The organism is Flavobacterium sp. ARAG 55.4 (assembly GCF_051846875.1).
Lineage (GTDB): Bacteria > Bacteroidota > Bacteroidia > Flavobacteriales > Flavobacteriaceae > Flavobacterium > Flavobacterium plantiphilum.
The window spans coordinates 225,536-245,095 of sequence record NZ_JBPYCT010000004.1 but is presented as its reverse complement, the minus strand read 5'-3'; the positions used below and the strand labels follow the sequence as shown (position 1 = coordinate 245,095).

Sequence of the window (19,560 nt, the reverse complement as noted above, 5' to 3'; positions counted from 1 at the left end):
CTTTTGTAAGGAATTAAATTAACTATTCAATAAAAAGCAAAATAAAAGAAGTCTCACATGAAAGATCAGATCAAAAAATTTTTAAACGAAGAGCAGGATCCTAAAGCTATCGAAAAAATTACTTCAAAGCTGAATGATTTATTGATGAAGAATGAAGAAATAGGCTATATAGGTGTACAGAAAAAACCGGCACTTACGGTTTTTCCCGACAGTATTGTTTTGACCAATAAACGAATCATTATTTGTCAGCCTAAAAATTTAGGACTTTCAATGGATTTTATCGATTATACCTGGGATCAGATCGAAGGCACTTTTGTAAAAGAAAATATTTTAGGTTCTGAATTTTCCTTTTCTACAAAAACAGATATGACAGTATCGATTGATTATATTCCGAAAACTCAGGCCAGAAAGATATTTACGTATGCTAAAGAGCAATTGGATTTTTTAAAAAACAACACTGTTCATAACACAGCAACAACTGCTAAGAATGATAGTGGAGAAGAAGTAGAAGAAATAGAAACTGAAGAGGTTACTCATTATGCTGAGATTATGCCGGCAGTTTCTAATTCTGCAGAAGCTGTTCAGGATCATACGCCTACTACAGAAAAGACAACGAGTGAATTGACTCAGGATGAACTTTTTGCAAAACTACAGAATTACAAAAAACTCCTTGATAACGGATTAATTTTACAAGGCGAATATGATGCCCTGAAAAAAGAAATTTTGAGTTTGATGTAGTTGAAATGGACATTTTTTAAAATACGAAACCCCGATAAATATAAACTTGTCGGGGTTTTGTATTTGGAAAAAATATTTATTTTTTAGTAAGCACCTAAATAAAAACTACCAGTAGCTGTTTTTAACTGAGCTCCTTTTTTGATTGTTTTAGCCTTTGTATCTACTATGTAAATGTTACCATCTGCACCTGCAGGAGTTAAAGGAAGATATACATTGTCGCCAATTACACCAATATTTTGGTATTGACCTAAAGTAGTATTTAAACCAGCATTTGTTTCAATTTCTGTAGCTAATTTAGTAGCTGTTTTATCATTTAAGTTGATTAAAGCAATATAACCACCTTCAGTTCCTGAAATAGTATAAAGTACTACCGCAATACCATCTTTAACATATTTCCAGGCTCTAATTTGAGCACCAGTTATTCCTAAAGCAGTGTTTAAGTTAAAATGGTAATTTGCATCATAGTCATAGGTAGTTTTACTAATACGTAAGATATCAGCACCGGAAGTAGCAGTTGCCTGATAAACATGACCATCAGTTCCCACATGTTGTGTCATAGTACGATATCCATGATTGTTAGCCTTTGTTAAGGTAGAAGTAAGAACTCTTGGGTTTCTTAGAGAAGGATAATCTACTACCAATGTTTTTGTACCATCAATATTAGCAGCATCACTTGGCCATGAAGGAATTCCTGAAGTATTTATTGTAGGTGTTCCAGCAGGATTATATTTACTTACATTACATCCGATGTAGATTCTGTCTTTAGCAGCGTTCAATACAGGAACATCAACGCGTCCTACATAATAACCAGCAGCTTTTTCTGCATCGGTGAAAGGGAAATTGAATACAGCTGTATTAGCAATATAGGTGTCATCTAAATTGATTGTTGCAATTTTAATTTCACTTTCTCGCTTTTTGAAAACAAAATTTGGAGCAGTTCCTTCGTATTCTATATCGCCAGCACTAGCATAAACTCCTACTCCAATCCCTTCGGCAGCTTTTACCCAACGAGGAGCTGTGCCAAGGATTGTAGCTGTGTTTACTTCAGAACCTACTTCTTTGTAGTCTCCTTCACCATTAACCTGGTATTTGTTGAAAACACCACCATCAGTTCCAACGTATTGAATGTTATATAAATATTTTCCATCAGCTGATGCTTGTACACGGGCAGTACGTTGTGATTTTAATGCAAAACCATTTACATATTTTTGATTTTCCATTTTAAATAATTCAACAACATAGTTGGGATCAGCTGCGTTTTCTTCAGAAATGGCATAAGCACGCGTACCACCATCACCTGCAGATCCATTTTCATCTGGAAATGATCCTGTTAGAGAAATCCAACGTTTTCCGTCATCTCCAGAATTATTGCCTGAATCGTTGTTGTTATTGTCATCATTGCTACAGCTTCCTAATGTAAGAGCTGCTAAGGCCATACTAAACAATCCTATTTTGAATAGATTTTTTTTCATGATATTGATTTATTTGATTATTAAAAATTATTTAAAGTGTAATTCAATTTGAAATAGATGCCACGACCTGGTTTTTGAATTTGAAAATTATCATAGACCTCGGCATTGAAAACATTTTTTATATCTAAGCTGGTAACCAGTTTCTTTGAAGGAAAACGATAGCTTAGTCCTAAATCCTGAGGAAGTTGGTTGGGAGTTTTTGACCATTCCGCCTGTCCTCTGGCAATATAATATTCGCCTACAAATCCTATGGTGTAGTAAGCATTCAGTATCGAGCCTTTTTGAAATAGATCTTTAAAACTATATTGGGTATTCAAATTCATCGTAAAGAAAGGTTCGTTGGGAACCTGATGTCCATAATAATCATTTGATTCACCATCACTATTTAATTTGCTTTTATCAAGGTTGTTGAATTTTGAGAAATTAAAAGATGTATTCCAACGGTTATTATAGATGTAAATAATCTCGGCTTCAAAACCTTTGGCCTGTGTTTGATCTAGATTAATATATTGAGTTACCTGAAGATTAGAGTCTTCCGGATTTTCAGCTTCAATTTCTGGTAGAGGTTGTGATACTATTTTGTCGTAGCCATTACGCCAAAAAGCATTGGCATATAATGAAACTCTGTGTTTACCAAAGTCAGATGGCCCCCAGCGGAAACCTAAATTGTAGTTAATATATTTTTCAGGTTTTAAAGCAAGATTTGGCAAAATATTTCGTTCAGGAGCTCCAAAAAATTGCTCATCAGACGGCATGATAGGTGAATTTTCAGTAGATCCTATTAGATACAAATTAGATAGCAGATTATAAGAAATTGTAGCACCGTATCCAACACTATTTTCAATCGAAGTGGTTTTATTTTTTACAATGGAGTTTGTTCCGTTGACAGTAGCTATTTCGTATTTTGTTTGATCGGTTCTGTTTTTAGTGTACTTACCTAGAATATTAGTTCGAAGTTTTCTGTTGAAGGTTTCAGCCTCATAATTCATCGAATAAATATTCTTTGTAATCTTGCTAATGGTAGCTAAATCCGTTATAGATTGATTTAATAAATCTTCATCTTTTCTATCAGTGGCTTCTAGTTTGTGATTGAATGAGAGGCGGTGACCATCGGTAATCATGTATCCTAAATTATAACGGATATTAGTAATTTTTCTATCGGTATTAGATATGACTTTTACTCCTTGTTGACCTCCTCTTAGTGTTTTTAAAGGTATAAATATATCTTTTGTTTCATAGTCAGGAACTGATTCCCCAGGTCTATAAATAATATTACCATTTGCATCTCTTTTTGGTACTTTATTTCCATTTTCGTCATAAAGAAATACAGAAGTTGGTGTTTGTCTAATTTTCCCATCCCAGTTGTAAGCATAGCCTACAGTATCCTGAAGATACGTACTACGGTAGCTTCGTGTACCATTAACATTTAAAGCTAAATTCTTTACTAAGAAATTTTTCTTGTTATAATTTAAAAGTAGCACATTTGATTTCGTTTTACTAAATCTGCCTACATAAGGAGTTGACATTGTTATTCCATGCGGAATTTCGGTGTAATTACTGGATCCATTATAGCCTATAAAAAACTGATCAGCCCATTTGGTATCGGTAAATCCTGCTTCAATTCGCCCACCAATATTTTTATAGGTATTGTTAAAACGTTTCGCTCGATAATATCGGACTATATCCATGCCAGGATTTACGTAAGTACTGGATTTTCCCCAGGTTTCATAACTGTTATCGGTATAAGTATAAAATCCGGAACCTCTAACAGATAATCCTGTTTTTTTGTCTCGATAAGTTCCTCCGAAATCTGATTGAAAAGTATTGAACGAACCATAAGAAGCAGCCATGTTTAAGCTATTTTTGGAAACATCTTTTTTCAACACCACATTGATAGCTCCACCTACATAATCACCAGTTAAATGTGATGGCAAAACTCCTTTGTAAACCTCAATGCGTTCAATCATCGCAGGAGGTATATTATTTAAATTGAAAGAAGAACCATAGGTTGAAGCTTCTATTCCGTCAATAAAAATACCTATTGTATTTCCTGACATTCCATTTAAGTTATATTCTACATTAGAACCGATTCCTCCATTTTGTCTTACACGTACACCAACAGATCTGTCCAGTAATTCATTGGTGGTTAAGTTTCTTAAAGAGGCTTCTTTAGTTTCAATAATAGCGACAGCAAAACCGGAAGTTTCTGTTTTTTGCTTTTTTGATTTTCCTCGAATACTTACAGCGTGTAATTCTTCGGCTTCTTCAGTTTTTGTGCTGATTTTTTTTTCTTTTTTAGTTGTTTTTTCTTCTTTCTCTTTCTTTCCTTCCGTTACCAAAGAAATACTGTCCTGAGCAAACGCAGCAGTTAAAAAGAAGAAAAATATGATATTTAAAAAGTATTTTATGTTCATTATGTGATTAATATGCTTTTTTTTCAAAAACTATTCTTAATTAGATTTATTATAAATAAATTTGCGCAAAAGTACACGCAACACAAACAAAAGAGTTAGGGAAAAACGGATTATTACTTTGTAAAAACGGATTATTATTATGGAATTCAAATCGAAAATTTTAGGACATCTGCAACCTTTCATTGCAATTGAAACGGGGGATGCCTATCATCAGAAAAGTCAGTTTTCGGAAGATAAAAGCACTTTGAAAATTGATGAAATTGATGAAATCACCATTCATAATCAAATCACTGAAGGAATTATGATTCTGGATATCAAAATGTTTTTTTCAAAGGAGCAGATCATTCAGACAGAAATGCGGGGCGAGTCTATCGTAATGAATTTTATTTATTCGAATAATCTTGGAACCTGCATTGATTCACTGGAAGGAGAACAGTTTTCTATAGAAAATACCCATAATATCCTGTATGCTTCTCAATTGAAAGCTACTTACAGAATTCCCGCTTTAACAGAAATAAATTATTTTTCCATTATTTTAACTCCTGATTTCTATTCTAAATTAATTCATGAAGACTGGGGACTTCATAAAAAGTTTTCTAAAAATATTAATCAAAAAAAGACAGGATATCTGACACCTAAGTTTGCCCCTTTTACGTCGGGGATACAATGGGTTATTCATGAAATTAAAAACTGTACCTATAATGAATCCATGAAGAAAATGTACTTAGAAGCTAAGATTAAAGAATTGCTGATTTTTCAATTGGATTCGTTAATAGAAAAACCTAATAATGAAATCGAACAAATAACAGATGAAGAATATTTAAGTAAGTTGTTGAAGGCTAAATTAATTTTAGAAAAAAATTTCACAAATGCTCCTTCTCTTTCGGAGCTTTCCCGATTAATTTCTCTAAATGAATTTAAACTAAAGAAAGGGTTTAAAACTCATTTTAAAACGACCATAAAAAGTTATGTTACGCAACTGAGAATGGAATATGCTAAAAAATTGTTTAAAAATGAAGTTTCTAATGTGAGCGAAGTAGCTTACAAATGCGGGTATAAAGATGTGTCTCACTTTTCGGCTGCGTTTAAATTTTTCTACGGATTTACACCGGCAAGTTTTAGAAAAATTAATCTGGGTGCAAAAATCTATCTGTTATACTGGGATTTTTTTGATATTCTTTATTTGGATTTTCTGTCAGTCGATTTTTGTATGATTTAATTCCCAATGTTATTTTATCGTAATTAAATTTCCTTTCAAAGTCAAAATTGATAACAATAGCTTAATTTTTTTCAGTGTTTTAGTTAATGGTGGACATCTAGTTTTGCGTCAAAATTAATTAAAACAAGAACAATGAAGAAAAATTATTTAGTCGTGCTGTTTTTTTTACTTGCACTGGCAGGTTATGCTCAAAAAGGAGTGATATCCGGAAAAGTGCTTGATGCTGATGACAAAATGCCGTTACCCGGAGCAATGCTGCAATTAGAGGGTATGAATAAGTATACTATTTCTGACTATAATGGACGTTATGAATTCTTAAATGTACAAGAAGGTTCTTATTCTGTAAAAGTAACTTATATAGGATATGAAGCTGGTTCAGCTTCTCTTACCGTAACTAAAGGTGCAAATGCTGTTTATAATTTTTCTTTAAAAACTGCTGGTACACAATTAAACGAAGTTGTTGTTGGAGATATTTTAAAAGGGCAGGCGAAAGCTTTAAACCAGCAAAAACACAATAAAAATATTGGAAACGTAATTTCCTCAGATCAGGTGGGACGTTTTCCGGATGCTAATATCGGAGACGCTTTAAAACGTGTTCCTAGTGTTACCATGCAAAATGATCAGGGTGAGGCCAGAAATATTATTATCAGAGGTTTGGCACCGTCCTTAAACTCTGTTACTCTGAATGGCGACCGAATTCCATCTGCTGAAGGAGATAACAGAAATGTACAAATGGACCTGATTCCATCTGATATGATTTCGACTATTGAAGTTAATAAAACCCTGACTTCTGATATGGATGCTGATGCTATCGGGGGATCGGTAAACTTAGTGACCAGAGCCACTCCAAACGGAGAGAGAATTTCGGCTACAGTAGCAGGAGGTTATCTGCCTATTCGTGAAAAAGCATCTTATACAGCGGGTCTGGTTTATGGAAACCGTTTTTTTAATAATAAATTTGGAGCCGTAATTAGTGGTTCTTATAACAATGTGGATTACGGTTCAGATAACGTAGAAAATGAATGGGTAAAAGACGAATTTGGAAACGAGTTTTTACAGGCTGCCGAAATCAGAAAGTATGATGTACAACGTATCCGTCGTAGTGCTTCTGTCGCTATGGATTATAAATTCAATGAAAACAATACCATTTTTGCGAATGCTATTTACAACTGGAGAGACGACAGAGAGAACCGTTTCAGAACTACTTATGATGATATTGAAGCGATTTATGATGGTGAAGACATCATTGGTTTTGAAGGTCGTGTAAAGCGTCAGACTAAAGGCGGAGTAGATAATAATCGAAACAAAGGAAGAAGGTTAGAAGATCAAAGAGTTCAAAATTATTCCCTTCGCGGAGAACATTTAATCAATTCTAAACTGGATTTAGACTGGTCAGCTAACTATTCTAAGGCAAGAGAATACCGTCCGGGAGAGCGTTATATCGAGTACCGTCAAAAAGGACTGGATATTTTTCAGGATTTTTCAGAAAACAAATTTCCTTTAGTGACTTCATCAGGTGAAGAACTGGATCAACTGGAATTTGATTCCGTTACTGAAAATACGGATGATACTTCCGAGAGTGAATTTGGAGCTAAAATAAACATTCGTGTGCCTTTTACTATTATTCCGTCTGAAAAGGGAAGATTAAGAACAGGTCTTAGATTGCGCATGAAAGAAAAATCGAGAAACAATATTTTCTATGCTTACGAGCCTGTTAATGATGATATGGCTTTGCTGTCGGATGTTCCAACGAGCTTTTTTGATGGAAAAGGATTTAATCCGGGAGAAAAATACGTAGCCGGAACTTTTGCTTCTGCTAATTATTTAGCTAATTTAGATCTGAACAATGCCGCCTTATTTGATAAAGAAGCAGATCCGGCTGAGTATCTGGCAGTAAATTATAGTGCTAAAGAAAATATTTATGCGGCTTATGTAAGATGGGATCAGGATTTTAATGATAAATTATCGATGGTTTTAGGATTACGTTCAGAAACTACTTATATCGATTATACCGGAAACCGCGTATTAGACGAAGAAGAATTAGAAGGTGAAATCACGACTACCAATACGTATACCAATGTATTGCCAAGTATTTCATTTCAATATAATGCTACTAAAGATTTAATTTTAAGAGCTGCTGCAACTACCGCTTTGGCAAGACCTAATTATTATGCTTTAGCACCTTATGTAAACAACATTGCAGCCGATAAGGAGATTACTGCCGGAAATCCGGATCTGGATGTTACCTATTCTTATAATTATGATTTCATGGCCGAGAATTATTTCAAATCAGTAGGTTTGATTTCTGGAGGTGTTTTCTACAAGAGATTGAATGATTTTATCTATAATTATAGTGACAATCAATATACAACCGAAAAATTTGCTGCCGATTTTCCAAATCAGGTTAACCCGGTTCCGGCAGGAGAAAACTGGTCTTTTGTACAGTCCAGAAACGGTAAAAGTGTAGATGTTTACGGATTTGAAGTAGCTTTACAACGTCAGTTAGATTTCTTTGATAGTAAATTTTTAAGAGGATTTGGAGTTTATCTGAACTATACTTATACAAAATCGGAAGCCAAAGGAATAGCTGATGAAGACGGGAATGAAAGAACAAATATCAGCCTTCCGGGAACAGCACCACACATGTTTAACGGTTCATTATCATGGGAAAATAGTCGTTTCTCAGCAAGGGTTTCTACTAATTTTGCTGCCGATTATTTAGATGAATTAGGAGCTGACGGGTATCAGGATAGCTATTATGACAAGCAATTTTTTCTGGACGCAAACGCTGCTTACAAAATCACTCCGAACATTCGTCTTTTTGCGGAAGCGAATAACTTAACCAATCAGCCGTTACGTTATTATCAGGGTGTGGAAGCCAACACAAAACAGGTGGAATACTATCAGGCACGTTTTAACTTTGGTTTAAAATTTGATTTTTAGAAACAAATAACACATTGGATATAATTATTAAAAACGTCAGTTCGAGTGTTTTTTGTGGAGTATAACGGAACAAAAAATGTATCGAGAACCGTTTTTAAAGAAATTTTTCTTGTTCTCGATACGATTTTCTATCGAAAATCACTCGAACTGACGAAAAATTATCATCAAAAACTAATTACACCCAACGGATAACAAATAAATAATTTAAGATAAAGTGGACAGGATTATTAGATCCTGTCACTTTTTCGTTTAAAAGAAATAAGATGAAAACAAAATATATAGCCATTGCCGTTTTAGGATTCGCAGCAGTCTCTTGTGGAAGTAAATTAGCAGCTGTTAGAAAAGATGCTTTAAAACCAACAATAATTACCCAGACTTTGCCTCATGACACTGATGATCCGTCTATTTGGATTAACCCCAATGATGCTTCAAAAAGCATTATTGTGGGTACTGATAAAGATACTGACGGTGGATTGTATGCTTTTGATTTAGAGGGTGAAATCATTAAAAAATCGATTCCGTTGCAAAGACCTAATAATGTTGATATTGCTTACGGATTAGTGCTGAATGGGAAAAAAGTTGACGTGGCTGTAACAACGGAGCGTGAAACGAACAGCATTCGTATTTTTAGTCTGCCTGATTTAGAGCCTATTGATAATGGCGGAATTCCGGTTTTTGAAGGTGAAGAATTGCGTGCCCCAATGGGAATTGCATTGTATACCAGAGCCAGCGACCATAAGATTTTTGCTGTCGTAGGCAGAAAAGAAGGACCTTCGGGAAGTTATTTATGGCAGTATGAACTGACCGATGCAGGTAACGGAAAAGCCGGTGCAAAAGTAATCCGTAAATTTGGAAATTACAGCGGTAAAAAAGAAATCGAAGCCATTGCGGTGGATAATGAGTTAGGAACTATTTTATATTGCGACGAACAATTTGGAATCCGAAAATACGTGGCTGATCCGGCCGCTAAAAATGATAATGAATTAGCTCTTTTTGGTCAAAAAGACTTTAAAGCTGATAACGAAGGAATTGCTATTTATAAAAAATCAGCTACCGAAGGTTATATCTTAGTTTCCAACCAGCAGGCGAATACCTTTATGGTGTATCCAAGAGAAGGAGCGAATGGCAACCCAAATGAATACCCATTATTAGCAGAAATTCCAACGTCAACTATTGAGTGTGATGGAGCTGACGTGACCAGTGTAAATCTTGGTGGTCAGTTTCAAAACGGACTTTTTGTAGCCATGAGCAACGGAATGACGTTTCATTATTACAATTGGGACAGTATTCAGCAATTGATTGATGCAGCTAAAAAATAATATGTTTAATCAACCCTATCAGGGTTTAAAACCCCGATAGGGTTCTGGAAATCTTTAAATCGCCTCTTTTAGCAATAAAAAGGCGATTTTTTTTGTTATCCCTGCCGGTATTACTGTTTAACACCTGCTTTATTGGTACGAAGTACTAATAGTATTGATAGGTCGAACCAATAGACCACACAGTTTGAACCAATAGTATATGTACTTCGAACCAATAGACCGCCTAGTTCGAACCAATAGTATTAGTGTTTAGCACTAGTTTTTTAGGAAAATAGAATAGATTGCTAGTATAAAGTAAATAAAAGAGAATATCCGCTTCTATAAAATCAATAGAAATGACTTTTAAGCCATTTTTAAAATTACGATTACAACAAGGCTTTAGCCAAATCTTGATTTAGATTTCGGCTAAAGCCTTTTTTGTTTTGCAAATTATAATCATCTGGCTAAAGCCAGACGCAATTAATAAAAAACTTTAAATTTTGTAAGATTTATTTATATATTTGGTAAAATTAGAATGCGAAATAAAACTACATATATTTAAGTATTGGTGGTTATTCTAGAAAATCTTAACATCAAATGGAAATTATGAATTTAAAGAAATTAAGTTTAATATTTACTGTGCTTTTTTTCGTGGTATCATGTGCAGAATCTACTGGGAGTTTATCTGGAAATGTTTATTGGAAGTATAATGATATCATAGGTAATAAGCCTGATGCTGGAACAATAATAAAACTTTACGATGTAAAGAATAAGTCTAATGAATCACGCTATTCAATTACAACAGATATCGACGGAAACTATAAATTAGACAATATAAGTTCAGGCTCTTATATAATTGTAGCAAATTCAAAAAATACTTTTTCATCGCCAAGAACAATATTTGATAATTTACAGGCGCATGAAAAAGAATTAGAATTTTTAAACTTCAATATTCGAGTTTATTCTAATCAAGTAGATCAACTTGGAAACTTAAAACTTTTAACTGAATTAAGTGCTAATGAACCTTTAGAATTTGAGAAAAATAATGAAGAGTTAAATAGTCGTTTTTCTTCTATAATTCAACAATTTCCAAACGATGTCAAAGGCAAACTCAATATAAAAAATGGTTATGATAATTCAATTTACATAAAAGAAATAAAAATTGAAAATTCTAAAAACACAATTGAAAATATTGATTTTGGATTCAAAAATAATTAGTATAATTACTAAAGCGCATTTAAAATGACGATAAATACACTTCAAGATTTTTATAAAATACTCGGGGAAATAACAGAAAATCCAGAAAATGTTGTTTTCCGAGGAGTTAAAAATTCATCTTATAAACTTGTGCCATCATTGGGTAGAATTTATGATAAGGACGGTTATGAATTAGATTTAGTAAAAGAAAAATTATTACTTAAAGTATTTAAACACAGAGCTTATCCATTTATAAAGGATTATAAAGATGATGCTTTAGAAATTCTTGCAATTGGTCAACATCATGGATTACCAACTCGTCTTTTAGATTGGACAAAAAATCCATTAGTGGCTCTGTATTTTGCAGTCGAAGAAGAATTTTCGACAGAAGAGAAAGATAAAAATGTCTTTAGCTGTGTTCATATTTATCAAGATTCAAAAAAAGTAAAACTTGATTATGTGCTAGATCCTTTTAGTGTAACGGAAGTTGTCCGTTATATTCCCAAACATTGGGATCAGAGAATAATTGCTCAAGGTGGGTTATTCACGGTGCATAATAATCCATATGAACCTTGGGAAAACGAAAACCTATCTCAAATATTGATCCATAAAGATGTTAGAAAAGAAATTAAAAAAGCTTTGAATAGATTTGGGATTCATCCTGGAAGTATTTATCCCGATATTGATGGTATAGCAAGGCATATTAAGTGGTTACGGTCTAATATTCATTAACAGTTTGTCTCCCTGCTCGTGCGCGAATCCTTTCGCGTTCGCTCCTGGTAAATCATACTAAACACAAAACCCGACAACTATCAATTGTCGGGTTTTGCATTTATAAAAAAATGGATTTTACACTTCCGGAGCGCCAGCCATAATTTCCTCATTAGCATAAGACTCAAATTGTGCAAAATTTGCTTTGAATTTATTTGCTAGTTCAATTGCTTTTGTGTCGTAAAGCTCTTTGTCTTCCCAGGTGTTTCTTGGATTCAAAATTTCGCTTGGTACTTCCGGGCAGGTTTCCGGAATAGCCATTTTAAAAACAGCATGATTGTGATAGTTTACGTTGTCCAGTTCTCCGTTTAAAGCAGCCGTAATCATGGCACGGGTATATTTTAATTTCATTCGGCTTCCGGTGCCATAAGCGCCTCCGGTCCATCCGGTGTTGATTAGCCACACTTTTACATCGGCATCTTTCATTTTTTGACTCAGCATTTCGGCATATCTGGTAGGATGCAAAGGCATAAATGGCGCTCCAAAACAAGCAGAGAAATTCGGTTGAGGTTCGGTTACTCCGGCTTCGGTTCCGGCAATCTTTGCCGTATATCCCGAAATGAAGTGGTAAGCCGCCTGACCAGGTGTCAATCGGGCAATAGGAGGCAGGATTCCAAAAGAATCCGCTGTCAGGAAAAAAATGTTTTTAGGATTGCTGCCAATTGAACCCGGCTGAATGTTATGAATGTGGTCAATTGGATAGCTTACCCGTGTATTTGGAGTAACAGAAATATCGGTATAATCTACTTCGTTAGTACCTTTTTTAAAAACAATATTTTCTAAGAGTGCGCCTCTTTTTACGGCATTAAAAATATCAGGTTCGTTCTCTTCGCTCAAGTTAACGACCTTGGCATAACAACCTCCTTCAAAATTAAAAACGGTGTTTTCAGCAGTCCATCCGTGTTCGTCATCGCCAATCAATTTTCGGTCGGGATCGGCAGAAAGTGTTGTTTTTCCGGTCCCGGAAAGTCCAAAGAAAATGGCGGTTTCACCATTTTCACCCACATTGGCACTGCAATGCATGGATAAAGCATTTTTAAAAACAGGCAGTATAAAATTTAAAGCCGAAAAAACGCCTTTTTTCATTTCGCCCGTATAAGCTGTTCCGCCAATGATAATGGTTTTTCGAGTGAAATTTAAGATGGCAAAATTTTCCTGACGGGTTCCATCTGTTTTAGAATCGGCTTGGAAACTGGGTGCGCAAATTAAAGTCCAGTCGGCAATGAAATTAGCTAATTCTTTTTCTTCGGGTCTCAGAAACATGTTGTAGGCAAATAAGTTTTCCCAGGGTGTTTCAGTAATCACGCGAACATTTAATCTATAATTAGGGTCGGCACAAACGTAGGCATCTCTGACAAAAAGTTCCTTGTTGGATAAGTATTCGGTTAGTTTGTTGAATAATGCATCAAATTTAGCCGCTTCAAAAGGAATGTTGACATCACCCCACCACACTTCATTTTCAGTTATGCTGTCTTTGACAATAAAGCGATCCTGCGGTGACCGACCGGAAAACTTCCCCGTGTTGATAGCCAAAGCTCCGGTGGAAGTTTCTGTTCCCTCACGACGCTGCAGCGTCAGATCGTGTAATTGTCCGGGAGTTAACTGAGAATGTATGTTGGCATTTTTAATTCCGATATTTTCAAGAAAAAGTATGTGATTCGTATTCATGAGCAACTGAATTTATTGACTTTTTAGCCTTTTTATAAAGATAAAACATAAAATTGACTTCCTGTTTTGAATCCCTGATTTTTAGCGGTTTTTTTTTGCGATATTACAGAGCAAAACAGTCCATGCACTGATTAACAGCAATCCGCCAATCGGTGTGACAAATCCAATGATTTTGAAGTCGAAAAACGGTGTAAGCTCATTAGTAGCCAATAAGTAAATTGAACCTGAAAACAACAGCACGCCAAAAAGCACCAGATTATAAATAATTTTTTTTGCTTTCGAAGTTAAGACAGGGATAAGTCCGATGAACAATAAAAAAAGAGCATGATACATCTGGTAGCGCACTCCTGTTTCAAATGTGGCCAGTTGTTCAATGCTGAGTACCTTTTTTAGCGCATGAGCACCAAAAGCGCCTAAAATAATAGCAATCATTCCGAAGACCGCTGCTGTAGCAGTTGTTTTTTTATCCATTTTTAATCTGTTTAGGTTCTCTACAAAAGTATTTGAAATTCAAGGAATCCGAAAGTTTTCCAGAGGATAGTTTAGCTGGTATTATGCTAAAGTTTTGTGAATTTTTATTCGAAAGGCATTTCTAAGAATAATTAAGGAGCCAGGTTATTTATCGCAAATTCGCAAATTTTTATTGAATAATTTAATTTGCGAATTTGCGGTCATTTTATTTAATCATTCTCACTTGTCTTAGCACAAACATTTGCTTATTTTTGAGTACTATTTTCCAGCTATGAGAGAAATTCTAATTATTGGTGCAGGCCGTTCCGCTTCTTCGTTGATACAATATCTTTTGGATCAATCTGAAGAGGAACAATTGCATCTTGTAATTGCCGATTTGTCCTTAGAATTGGCGCAAAAGAAGACCAGTAATCATCCCAATGCTACCGCAATTGCTCTGGATATTTTTAATGAAATTCAACGAAAAACTGCCATCCAACAATCAGATATCGTGATTTCGATGTTGCCGGCGCATTTGCATATCGAAATAGCTAAAGATTGTGTTCTTTTTAAGAAAAACTTGGTCACGGCATCCTATATTAGTGAGGCAATGCAGGCACTTGATGCTGAGGTGAAAAAAAACGGACTCATTTTTATGAATGAAATAGGATTGGACCCCGGAATCGATCACATGAGTGCTATGAAAGTCATTGACGAAATTAGGGAAAATGGCGGGAAAATGTTATTGTTCGAATCCTTTTGTGGCGGACTAGTAGCTCCCGAATCGGATACGAATCTCTGGAATTATAAATTTACCTGGGCGCCGCGCAATGTGGTTTTAGCAGGACAGGGCGGTGTGGCCAAATTTATTCAGGAAGGTACTTATAAATACATTCCGTACACCAGTTTGTTTCGTCGCACGGAGTTTTTAGAAGTGGATGGTTATGGGAAATTTGAAGCTTATTCGAATAGAGATTCCTTAAAATATAGAAGTATTTATGGACTGGAAGATATTCTCACGCTTTATCGCGGAACGATTAGAAGAGTTGGCTTTTCCAAAGCCTGGAATATGTTTGTCCAACTGGGCATGACGGATGATTCTTATGTGATGGAAGATTCCGAAAACATGAGTTACCGTCAGTTTATGAATTCCTTTTTGCCTTACCATCCCACGGATTCGGTAGAAATTAAAACCAGATTATTGCTCAAGATCGATCAGGATGATATTATGTGGGATAAATTATTGGAATTGGATTTGTTCAATGATAACAAAATCGTCGGACTCAAGAATGCGACTCCCGCCCATATTTTGGAGAAAATTCTCAGCGATAGTTGGACATTAGAACCCGATGACAAAGATATGATTGTGATGTATCATAAATTTGGTTATGAGTTGGACGGTAAAAAAGTACAAATGGATTCCCAAATGGTTTGCATAGGACAAGATCAGACGTATACTGCCATGGCAAAAACCGTGGGATTACCCGTAGCTATTGCAACTTTGTTAATCCTAAATGGAAAAATAAAAACTACAGGCGTTCAAATTCCTATTCGTAAAGAAGTTTATATGCCTATATTGAAAGAATTAGAACAATACGGGATTCACTTTATAGAAAAACCGATGCCTTATTTGGGGTATAAGTATAGTTGATGTTATTAAAAAAAATCCGCTCATTGCTGAACGGATTTTACATTTTTAACTTGCGTATTTTGCAAAAAAAAGCTCACTCTGCGGTAAAACTATTTTGACAACTCTACAAAATATTTATAAAACAACGGAATGGTTTCAATTCCTTTCAGGTAATTAAATACTCCAAAATGTTCGTTAGGGGAATGAATCGCATCGCTGTCGAGACCAAATCCCATCAGGATAGTTTTGCTTTTGAGTTCTTTTTCAAATAAGGCAACAATGGGGATGCTTCCGCCTGAGCGAACGGGAATCGCAGGGATTCCAAAGGTTTCGGTGTAGGCCTTGTTAGCAGCTTGGTAACCAATGCTGTCAATGGGCGTTACATAACCCTGACCACCATGATGAGGTGTGACTTTTACGCTCACTGCTGCGGGAGCAATAGAGATGAAATGCTTGGTAAATAATTCGGTGATTTCTTCCCAATCCTGATTCGGGACCAAGCGCATCGATATTTTAGCATAAGCCTTAGATGGAATTACGGTTTTAGCACCCTGTCCAGTATAACCGCCCCAAATTCCGTTGACGTCGAGAGTTGGACGAATGGCATTTCTTTCGTTGGTCACATAACCTTCTTCACCGTAAACGTCTTTTAAGTCGAGTGCTTTTTTGTATTCTTCAATATCGAACGGCGCTTTAGCCATTTCGGCTCTTTCTTGTAGTGATAATTCTTCTACTTTGTCATAAAACCCGGGAATGGTAATACGATTGTTTTCATCGTGTAGGGAAGCGATCATTTGACTCAAAATATTTATTGGATTGGCAACTGCTCCGCCGTACAATCCGGAATGTAAATCGCGATTAGGTCCTGTAACTTCCACTTCTACATAACTTAAACCTCGTAATCCTGTAGTAATAGAAGGTTGCTGATTAGAAATCATTCCGGTGTCAGAAATCAGTATGACGTCATTTTTAAGTTTTGCTGCGTTGTTTTCTACGAATGTTTTCAGATTGACACTGCCCACTTCTTCCTCACCTTCAATCATGAATTTTACATTACAAGGCAGGCAATTATTAGCAATCATATATTCCACAGCTTTGACGTGCATGTACATCTGACCTTTGTCATCGCATGCACCACGAGCAAAAATAGCGCCTTCAGGATGGATGTCGGTTTTTTTAATTACGGGTTCAAATGGAGGAGAAGTCCAAAGTTCCATCGGATCGGGTGGCTGTACATCGTAATGGCCGTACACCAGAACGGTTGGTAAATTTGGGTCAATGATTTTTTCGCCATACACAATCGGATATCCGTTGGTTTCGCATATCTCAACCTTATCACAACCTGCTTGTTCTAAACTTAATTTCACAGCTTCAGAAGTATCTATGACATCTTGCGAATAAGCTGAGTCGGCGCTTACAGATGGGATTTTTAATAATTCAATTAATTCGTTTATAAAACGATCTTTATTTTGGTGGATATAGGTTTTGATATTTTCCATTAATTAGGCTGTATTTTGCTTCTTTCAAAAATACAAAAAACAGAATAATAATTTTTTTTAATTTTTTGCTTTGAATATTGGAAAGTATGCTTATATTTGCACCCACAATAACGCGCGGATATGGCGAAATTGGTAGACGTGCCAGACTTAGGATCTGGTGCCGCAAGGCGTGTAGGTTCGAGTCCTATTATCCGCACAAACATTAAGACTTAAAAAGCTAATTTCAGCTATTTAAGTCTTTTTTTTGCTTACAATTAAAAAGAGGAGGTTTTTAAGCCTCCTCTTTTAATGAATATATATTTAATTATTTAGTAGCCAGGGTTTTGCATGGCTGTTTTTTCTGCCGCAGTTAATGGTCTTCCGTTTACATAAATTCCATCTAGGAATGTCTGTGGTATTGGACGTAAATTATGAATTTCTCTGATGTTAGGTTCAGCTTCCGGATTGTAAGCTTTGGCTCTTGCGATTAGAGTCTTGGTTCTGCTTAAGTCTTCCCAACGATGGAATTCGCCGCAGAGTTCTCTGGTACGTTCGTTTAAAACTAAGCAAAGCATGCGATCGTAATCAGTCGTGTAGCCTAATTTTGTAATTACTGCCTGATCTGCAGCCGGAAGAACATTAATAGCAGTGATGGTTAAATCAGTAGCAGCTGTTGTTACTGGTATGTCGTTTGATTCGTAATATGAATTTTCAGCAATAAAAGAGCTGGCTCTTCCTCCTTGTACTGCTGTTGTCCATGCGGCTGAGCCATCAGTATAGGCAGCTCTGTCTTCGCCAGATTTGTAAGTAGCACGATTGCGAACTGTATTAATATAGCTTAAGGCATCACCATAAGATCCTGTTCCTAATTTAGCTAAACGTATTTTAGCTTCTGCAGCCATTAAATAAGTTTCAGCAGAACGTGCTAATATGATATCACGGCTTCCTTTTGTAGCATTAAAATCAAGTCGGGAACCATCCATGTACTTACTTAGAGAAGGGAAACGTACATCTTTCATTAAACCAAAATTATCATCGGCATAAGCCACAAAGACACTTGGAATTACTTTTCCTGTTTTGGAATATATTATTGTACCATCATTTCTGGTTTTTGCAAATCTTGTATCTGAAGGGCTATTCATTATGTACATAATACCTAAATCGCCATTGACATAAATACTTCCTGATACTCTGTTGTTTACAATGCTTTTAGTCTGAAAGCTTTTCCAAAAGCGGGAATCGTTTACTTTGTCAAATACATCATATGTAAAATAAGTGGGTGCTAAGCGGCTAAACGGTCTTCCACCTGCTGTATTACGAATCATTTGAGGTAGTTGGTCATAGGTAGAAAGGAAATACAAATGTTGTTGATTTCCACCAGTTGTTAATTGGTTAGAGTTAAAGTCAGCTGATAGGATTAATTCTGATAATTTTTCATTAGCTCCGTCAGCAGCTTTAAAATCCCATAAGTTGACATAGTTGGGAGCTAATGGGTGACGGGAAATTACTTCATCTGATAAAGTAACCACCTGTTGTAAGTCAGTTGTTTTGGTTGCTGAATTCCAAGCATCATTAATTTCGCTGGCACGGGTTAAATAAGCTTTAGCTAAATAATGAGCTGCAGCATCTTTGGTGATTTTATTTGGACCACCTGTATTCACTAATAAATTGTATGCCTGAGTAAAATCATCAATAATTTGGCTTAAAACTTCTTGAGCGGGTGTTCTGGTAAATTCTAATTCTACTGTAGTACTGTTAGGAATTAACTTTAGAGGAACGTCACCATATTGTCTTACTAATTTTAAATAATTGTAAGCCCTCATAAAGTAACCTTCTCCTAATGCGATTTTTTTGATGGCATCATTAGTCGAGGCAATGGTGGTCGCTGATTCGATTAATTGGTTGGCATTCCCTATTCCAATATATAAGTTATCCCAATTGGTATTGGCTGCTACGGTATTAGAATTAGATACGGTTACAAATGATCCAAATCCAGATGCATAAGAATTCCATAAACCGTTTGAAGGATCTCCACCTACGTGAAATTCATCTGTGCCTGATTCATTAGCTGTTAGTGGGACTTCCCTGTTCATATCTAAGGCAAAAACCTGATAATATGTCCCTACTGATAAGGCCTTTATTCCTTCCTCTGTCTTTAGATACTCATTAGTGTATGCAGTGGTTAATTTTTCATCCAGAAAATCCTGACTGCAAGAGCTACTAAGTCCAATTGTAGCTACTAGCATTAAGTTGATATATAGTGTTTTATAATTTTTCATAAT

At 35.6% G+C, this 19,560-nt stretch carries 13 protein-coding genes and 1 tRNA gene; 8 read left to right on the top strand and 6 right to left on the bottom strand.

The features are described 5' to 3' along the window. The first annotated feature begins 57 nt into the window (after positions 1-57). The gene (locus ACSV4D_RS06705) at positions 58-738 is read left to right on the top strand and encodes a PH domain-containing protein (RefSeq protein WP_439227603.1); all 681 of its coding nucleotides are present in this window, start codon (positions 58-60) and stop codon (positions 736-738) included. 83 nt (positions 739-821) lie between these two features. Here ACSV4D_RS06705 and ACSV4D_RS06700 read toward each other — a convergent pair whose 3' ends face one another. Beyond that, positions 822-2,210: a hypothetical protein gene (locus ACSV4D_RS06700; protein WP_408081673.1), complete on the bottom strand. Its 1,389-nt coding sequence runs from the start codon at positions 2,208-2,210 to the stop codon at positions 822-824. Positions 2,211-2,230: 20 nt separating this feature from the next. Next, the gene (locus tag ACSV4D_RS06695; protein ID WP_439227602.1) at positions 2,231-4,624 is read right to left on the bottom strand and encodes a TonB-dependent receptor plug domain-containing protein; all 2,394 of its coding nucleotides are present in this window, start codon (positions 4,622-4,624) and stop codon (positions 2,231-2,233) included. A 139-nt stretch (positions 4,625-4,763) separates the two neighbouring features. Here ACSV4D_RS06695 and ACSV4D_RS06690 point away from each other — a divergent pair, with 139 nt between their 5' ends. From ACSV4D_RS06690 to ACSV4D_RS06670, 5 genes are all read left to right on the top strand, one after another. Continuing rightward, positions 4,764-5,843 carry a helix-turn-helix domain-containing protein gene (locus ACSV4D_RS06690; RefSeq protein ID WP_439227601.1) on the top strand — a complete coding sequence of 360 codons (1,080 nt, stop codon included), beginning with the start codon at positions 4,764-4,766 and terminating at the stop codon, positions 5,841-5,843. Between the two features lie 132 nt (positions 5,844-5,975). After that, the gene (locus ACSV4D_RS06685; RefSeq protein ID WP_439227600.1) at positions 5,976-8,786 is read left to right on the top strand and encodes a TonB-dependent receptor; all 2,811 of its coding nucleotides are present in this window, start codon (positions 5,976-5,978) and stop codon (positions 8,784-8,786) included. A gap of 263 nt (positions 8,787-9,049) precedes the next feature. Continuing rightward, entirely contained in the window at positions 9,050-10,105 is a 1,056-nt protein-coding gene (locus ACSV4D_RS06680; RefSeq protein WP_408081677.1) for a phytase, read from the top strand. Positions 10,106-10,690: 585 nt separating this feature from the next. Continuing rightward, positions 10,691-11,302, top strand: a complete 612-nt coding sequence (locus tag ACSV4D_RS06675; protein ID WP_439227599.1) for a carboxypeptidase-like regulatory domain-containing protein — start codon at positions 10,691-10,693, stop codon at positions 11,300-11,302. Positions 11,303-11,326: 24 nt separating this feature from the next. Then, complete coding sequence (locus tag ACSV4D_RS06670) at positions 11,327-12,013, top strand: FRG domain-containing protein (RefSeq protein ID WP_439227598.1); 687 nt, start codon at positions 11,327-11,329, stop codon at positions 12,011-12,013. A gap of 117 nt (positions 12,014-12,130) precedes the next feature. Here the strand turns inward: ACSV4D_RS06670 and pckA are convergent, their stop codons facing one another. Together pckA and ACSV4D_RS06660 are read right to left on the bottom strand one after the other, a co-directional pair. Next, positions 12,131-13,720 (bottom strand): phosphoenolpyruvate carboxykinase (ATP), encoded by a 1,590-nt coding sequence (pckA, locus tag ACSV4D_RS06665; protein WP_439227597.1) that lies wholly within the window; start codon positions 13,718-13,720, stop codon positions 12,131-12,133. An 81-nt stretch (positions 13,721-13,801) separates the two neighbouring features. Further along, positions 13,802-14,191: a DUF423 domain-containing protein gene (locus ACSV4D_RS06660; protein WP_439227596.1), complete on the bottom strand. Its 390-nt coding sequence runs from the start codon at positions 14,189-14,191 to the stop codon at positions 13,802-13,804. Between the two features lie 271 nt (positions 14,192-14,462). Between ACSV4D_RS06660 and ACSV4D_RS06655 the strand changes: the two genes are divergently transcribed. Beyond that, positions 14,463-15,821, top strand: a complete 1,359-nt coding sequence (locus tag ACSV4D_RS06655) for a saccharopine dehydrogenase family protein (protein WP_439227595.1) — start codon at positions 14,463-14,465, stop codon at positions 15,819-15,821. A gap of 89 nt (positions 15,822-15,910) precedes the next feature. Here ACSV4D_RS06655 and ACSV4D_RS06650 read toward each other — a convergent pair whose 3' ends face one another. Beyond that, positions 15,911-17,299: a dipeptidase gene (locus tag ACSV4D_RS06650; RefSeq protein WP_408081683.1), complete on the bottom strand. Its 1,389-nt coding sequence runs from the start codon at positions 17,297-17,299 to the stop codon at positions 15,911-15,913. Between the two features lie 114 nt (positions 17,300-17,413). On the opposite strand from ACSV4D_RS06650, the gene ACSV4D_RS06645 reads away from it, so the two are divergent. Further along, a tRNA-Leu gene (locus ACSV4D_RS06645) sits at positions 17,414-17,495 on the top strand. A gap of 112 nt (positions 17,496-17,607) precedes the next feature. On the opposite strand, the gene ACSV4D_RS06640 is transcribed toward ACSV4D_RS06645, so the two are convergent. Then, on the bottom strand, positions 17,608-19,557 hold the full coding sequence (locus tag ACSV4D_RS06640) for a RagB/SusD family nutrient uptake outer membrane protein (protein ID WP_408081684.1): 1,950 nt from the start codon (positions 19,555-19,557) through the stop codon (positions 17,608-17,610). Positions 19,558-19,560: the final 3 nt, after the last annotated feature.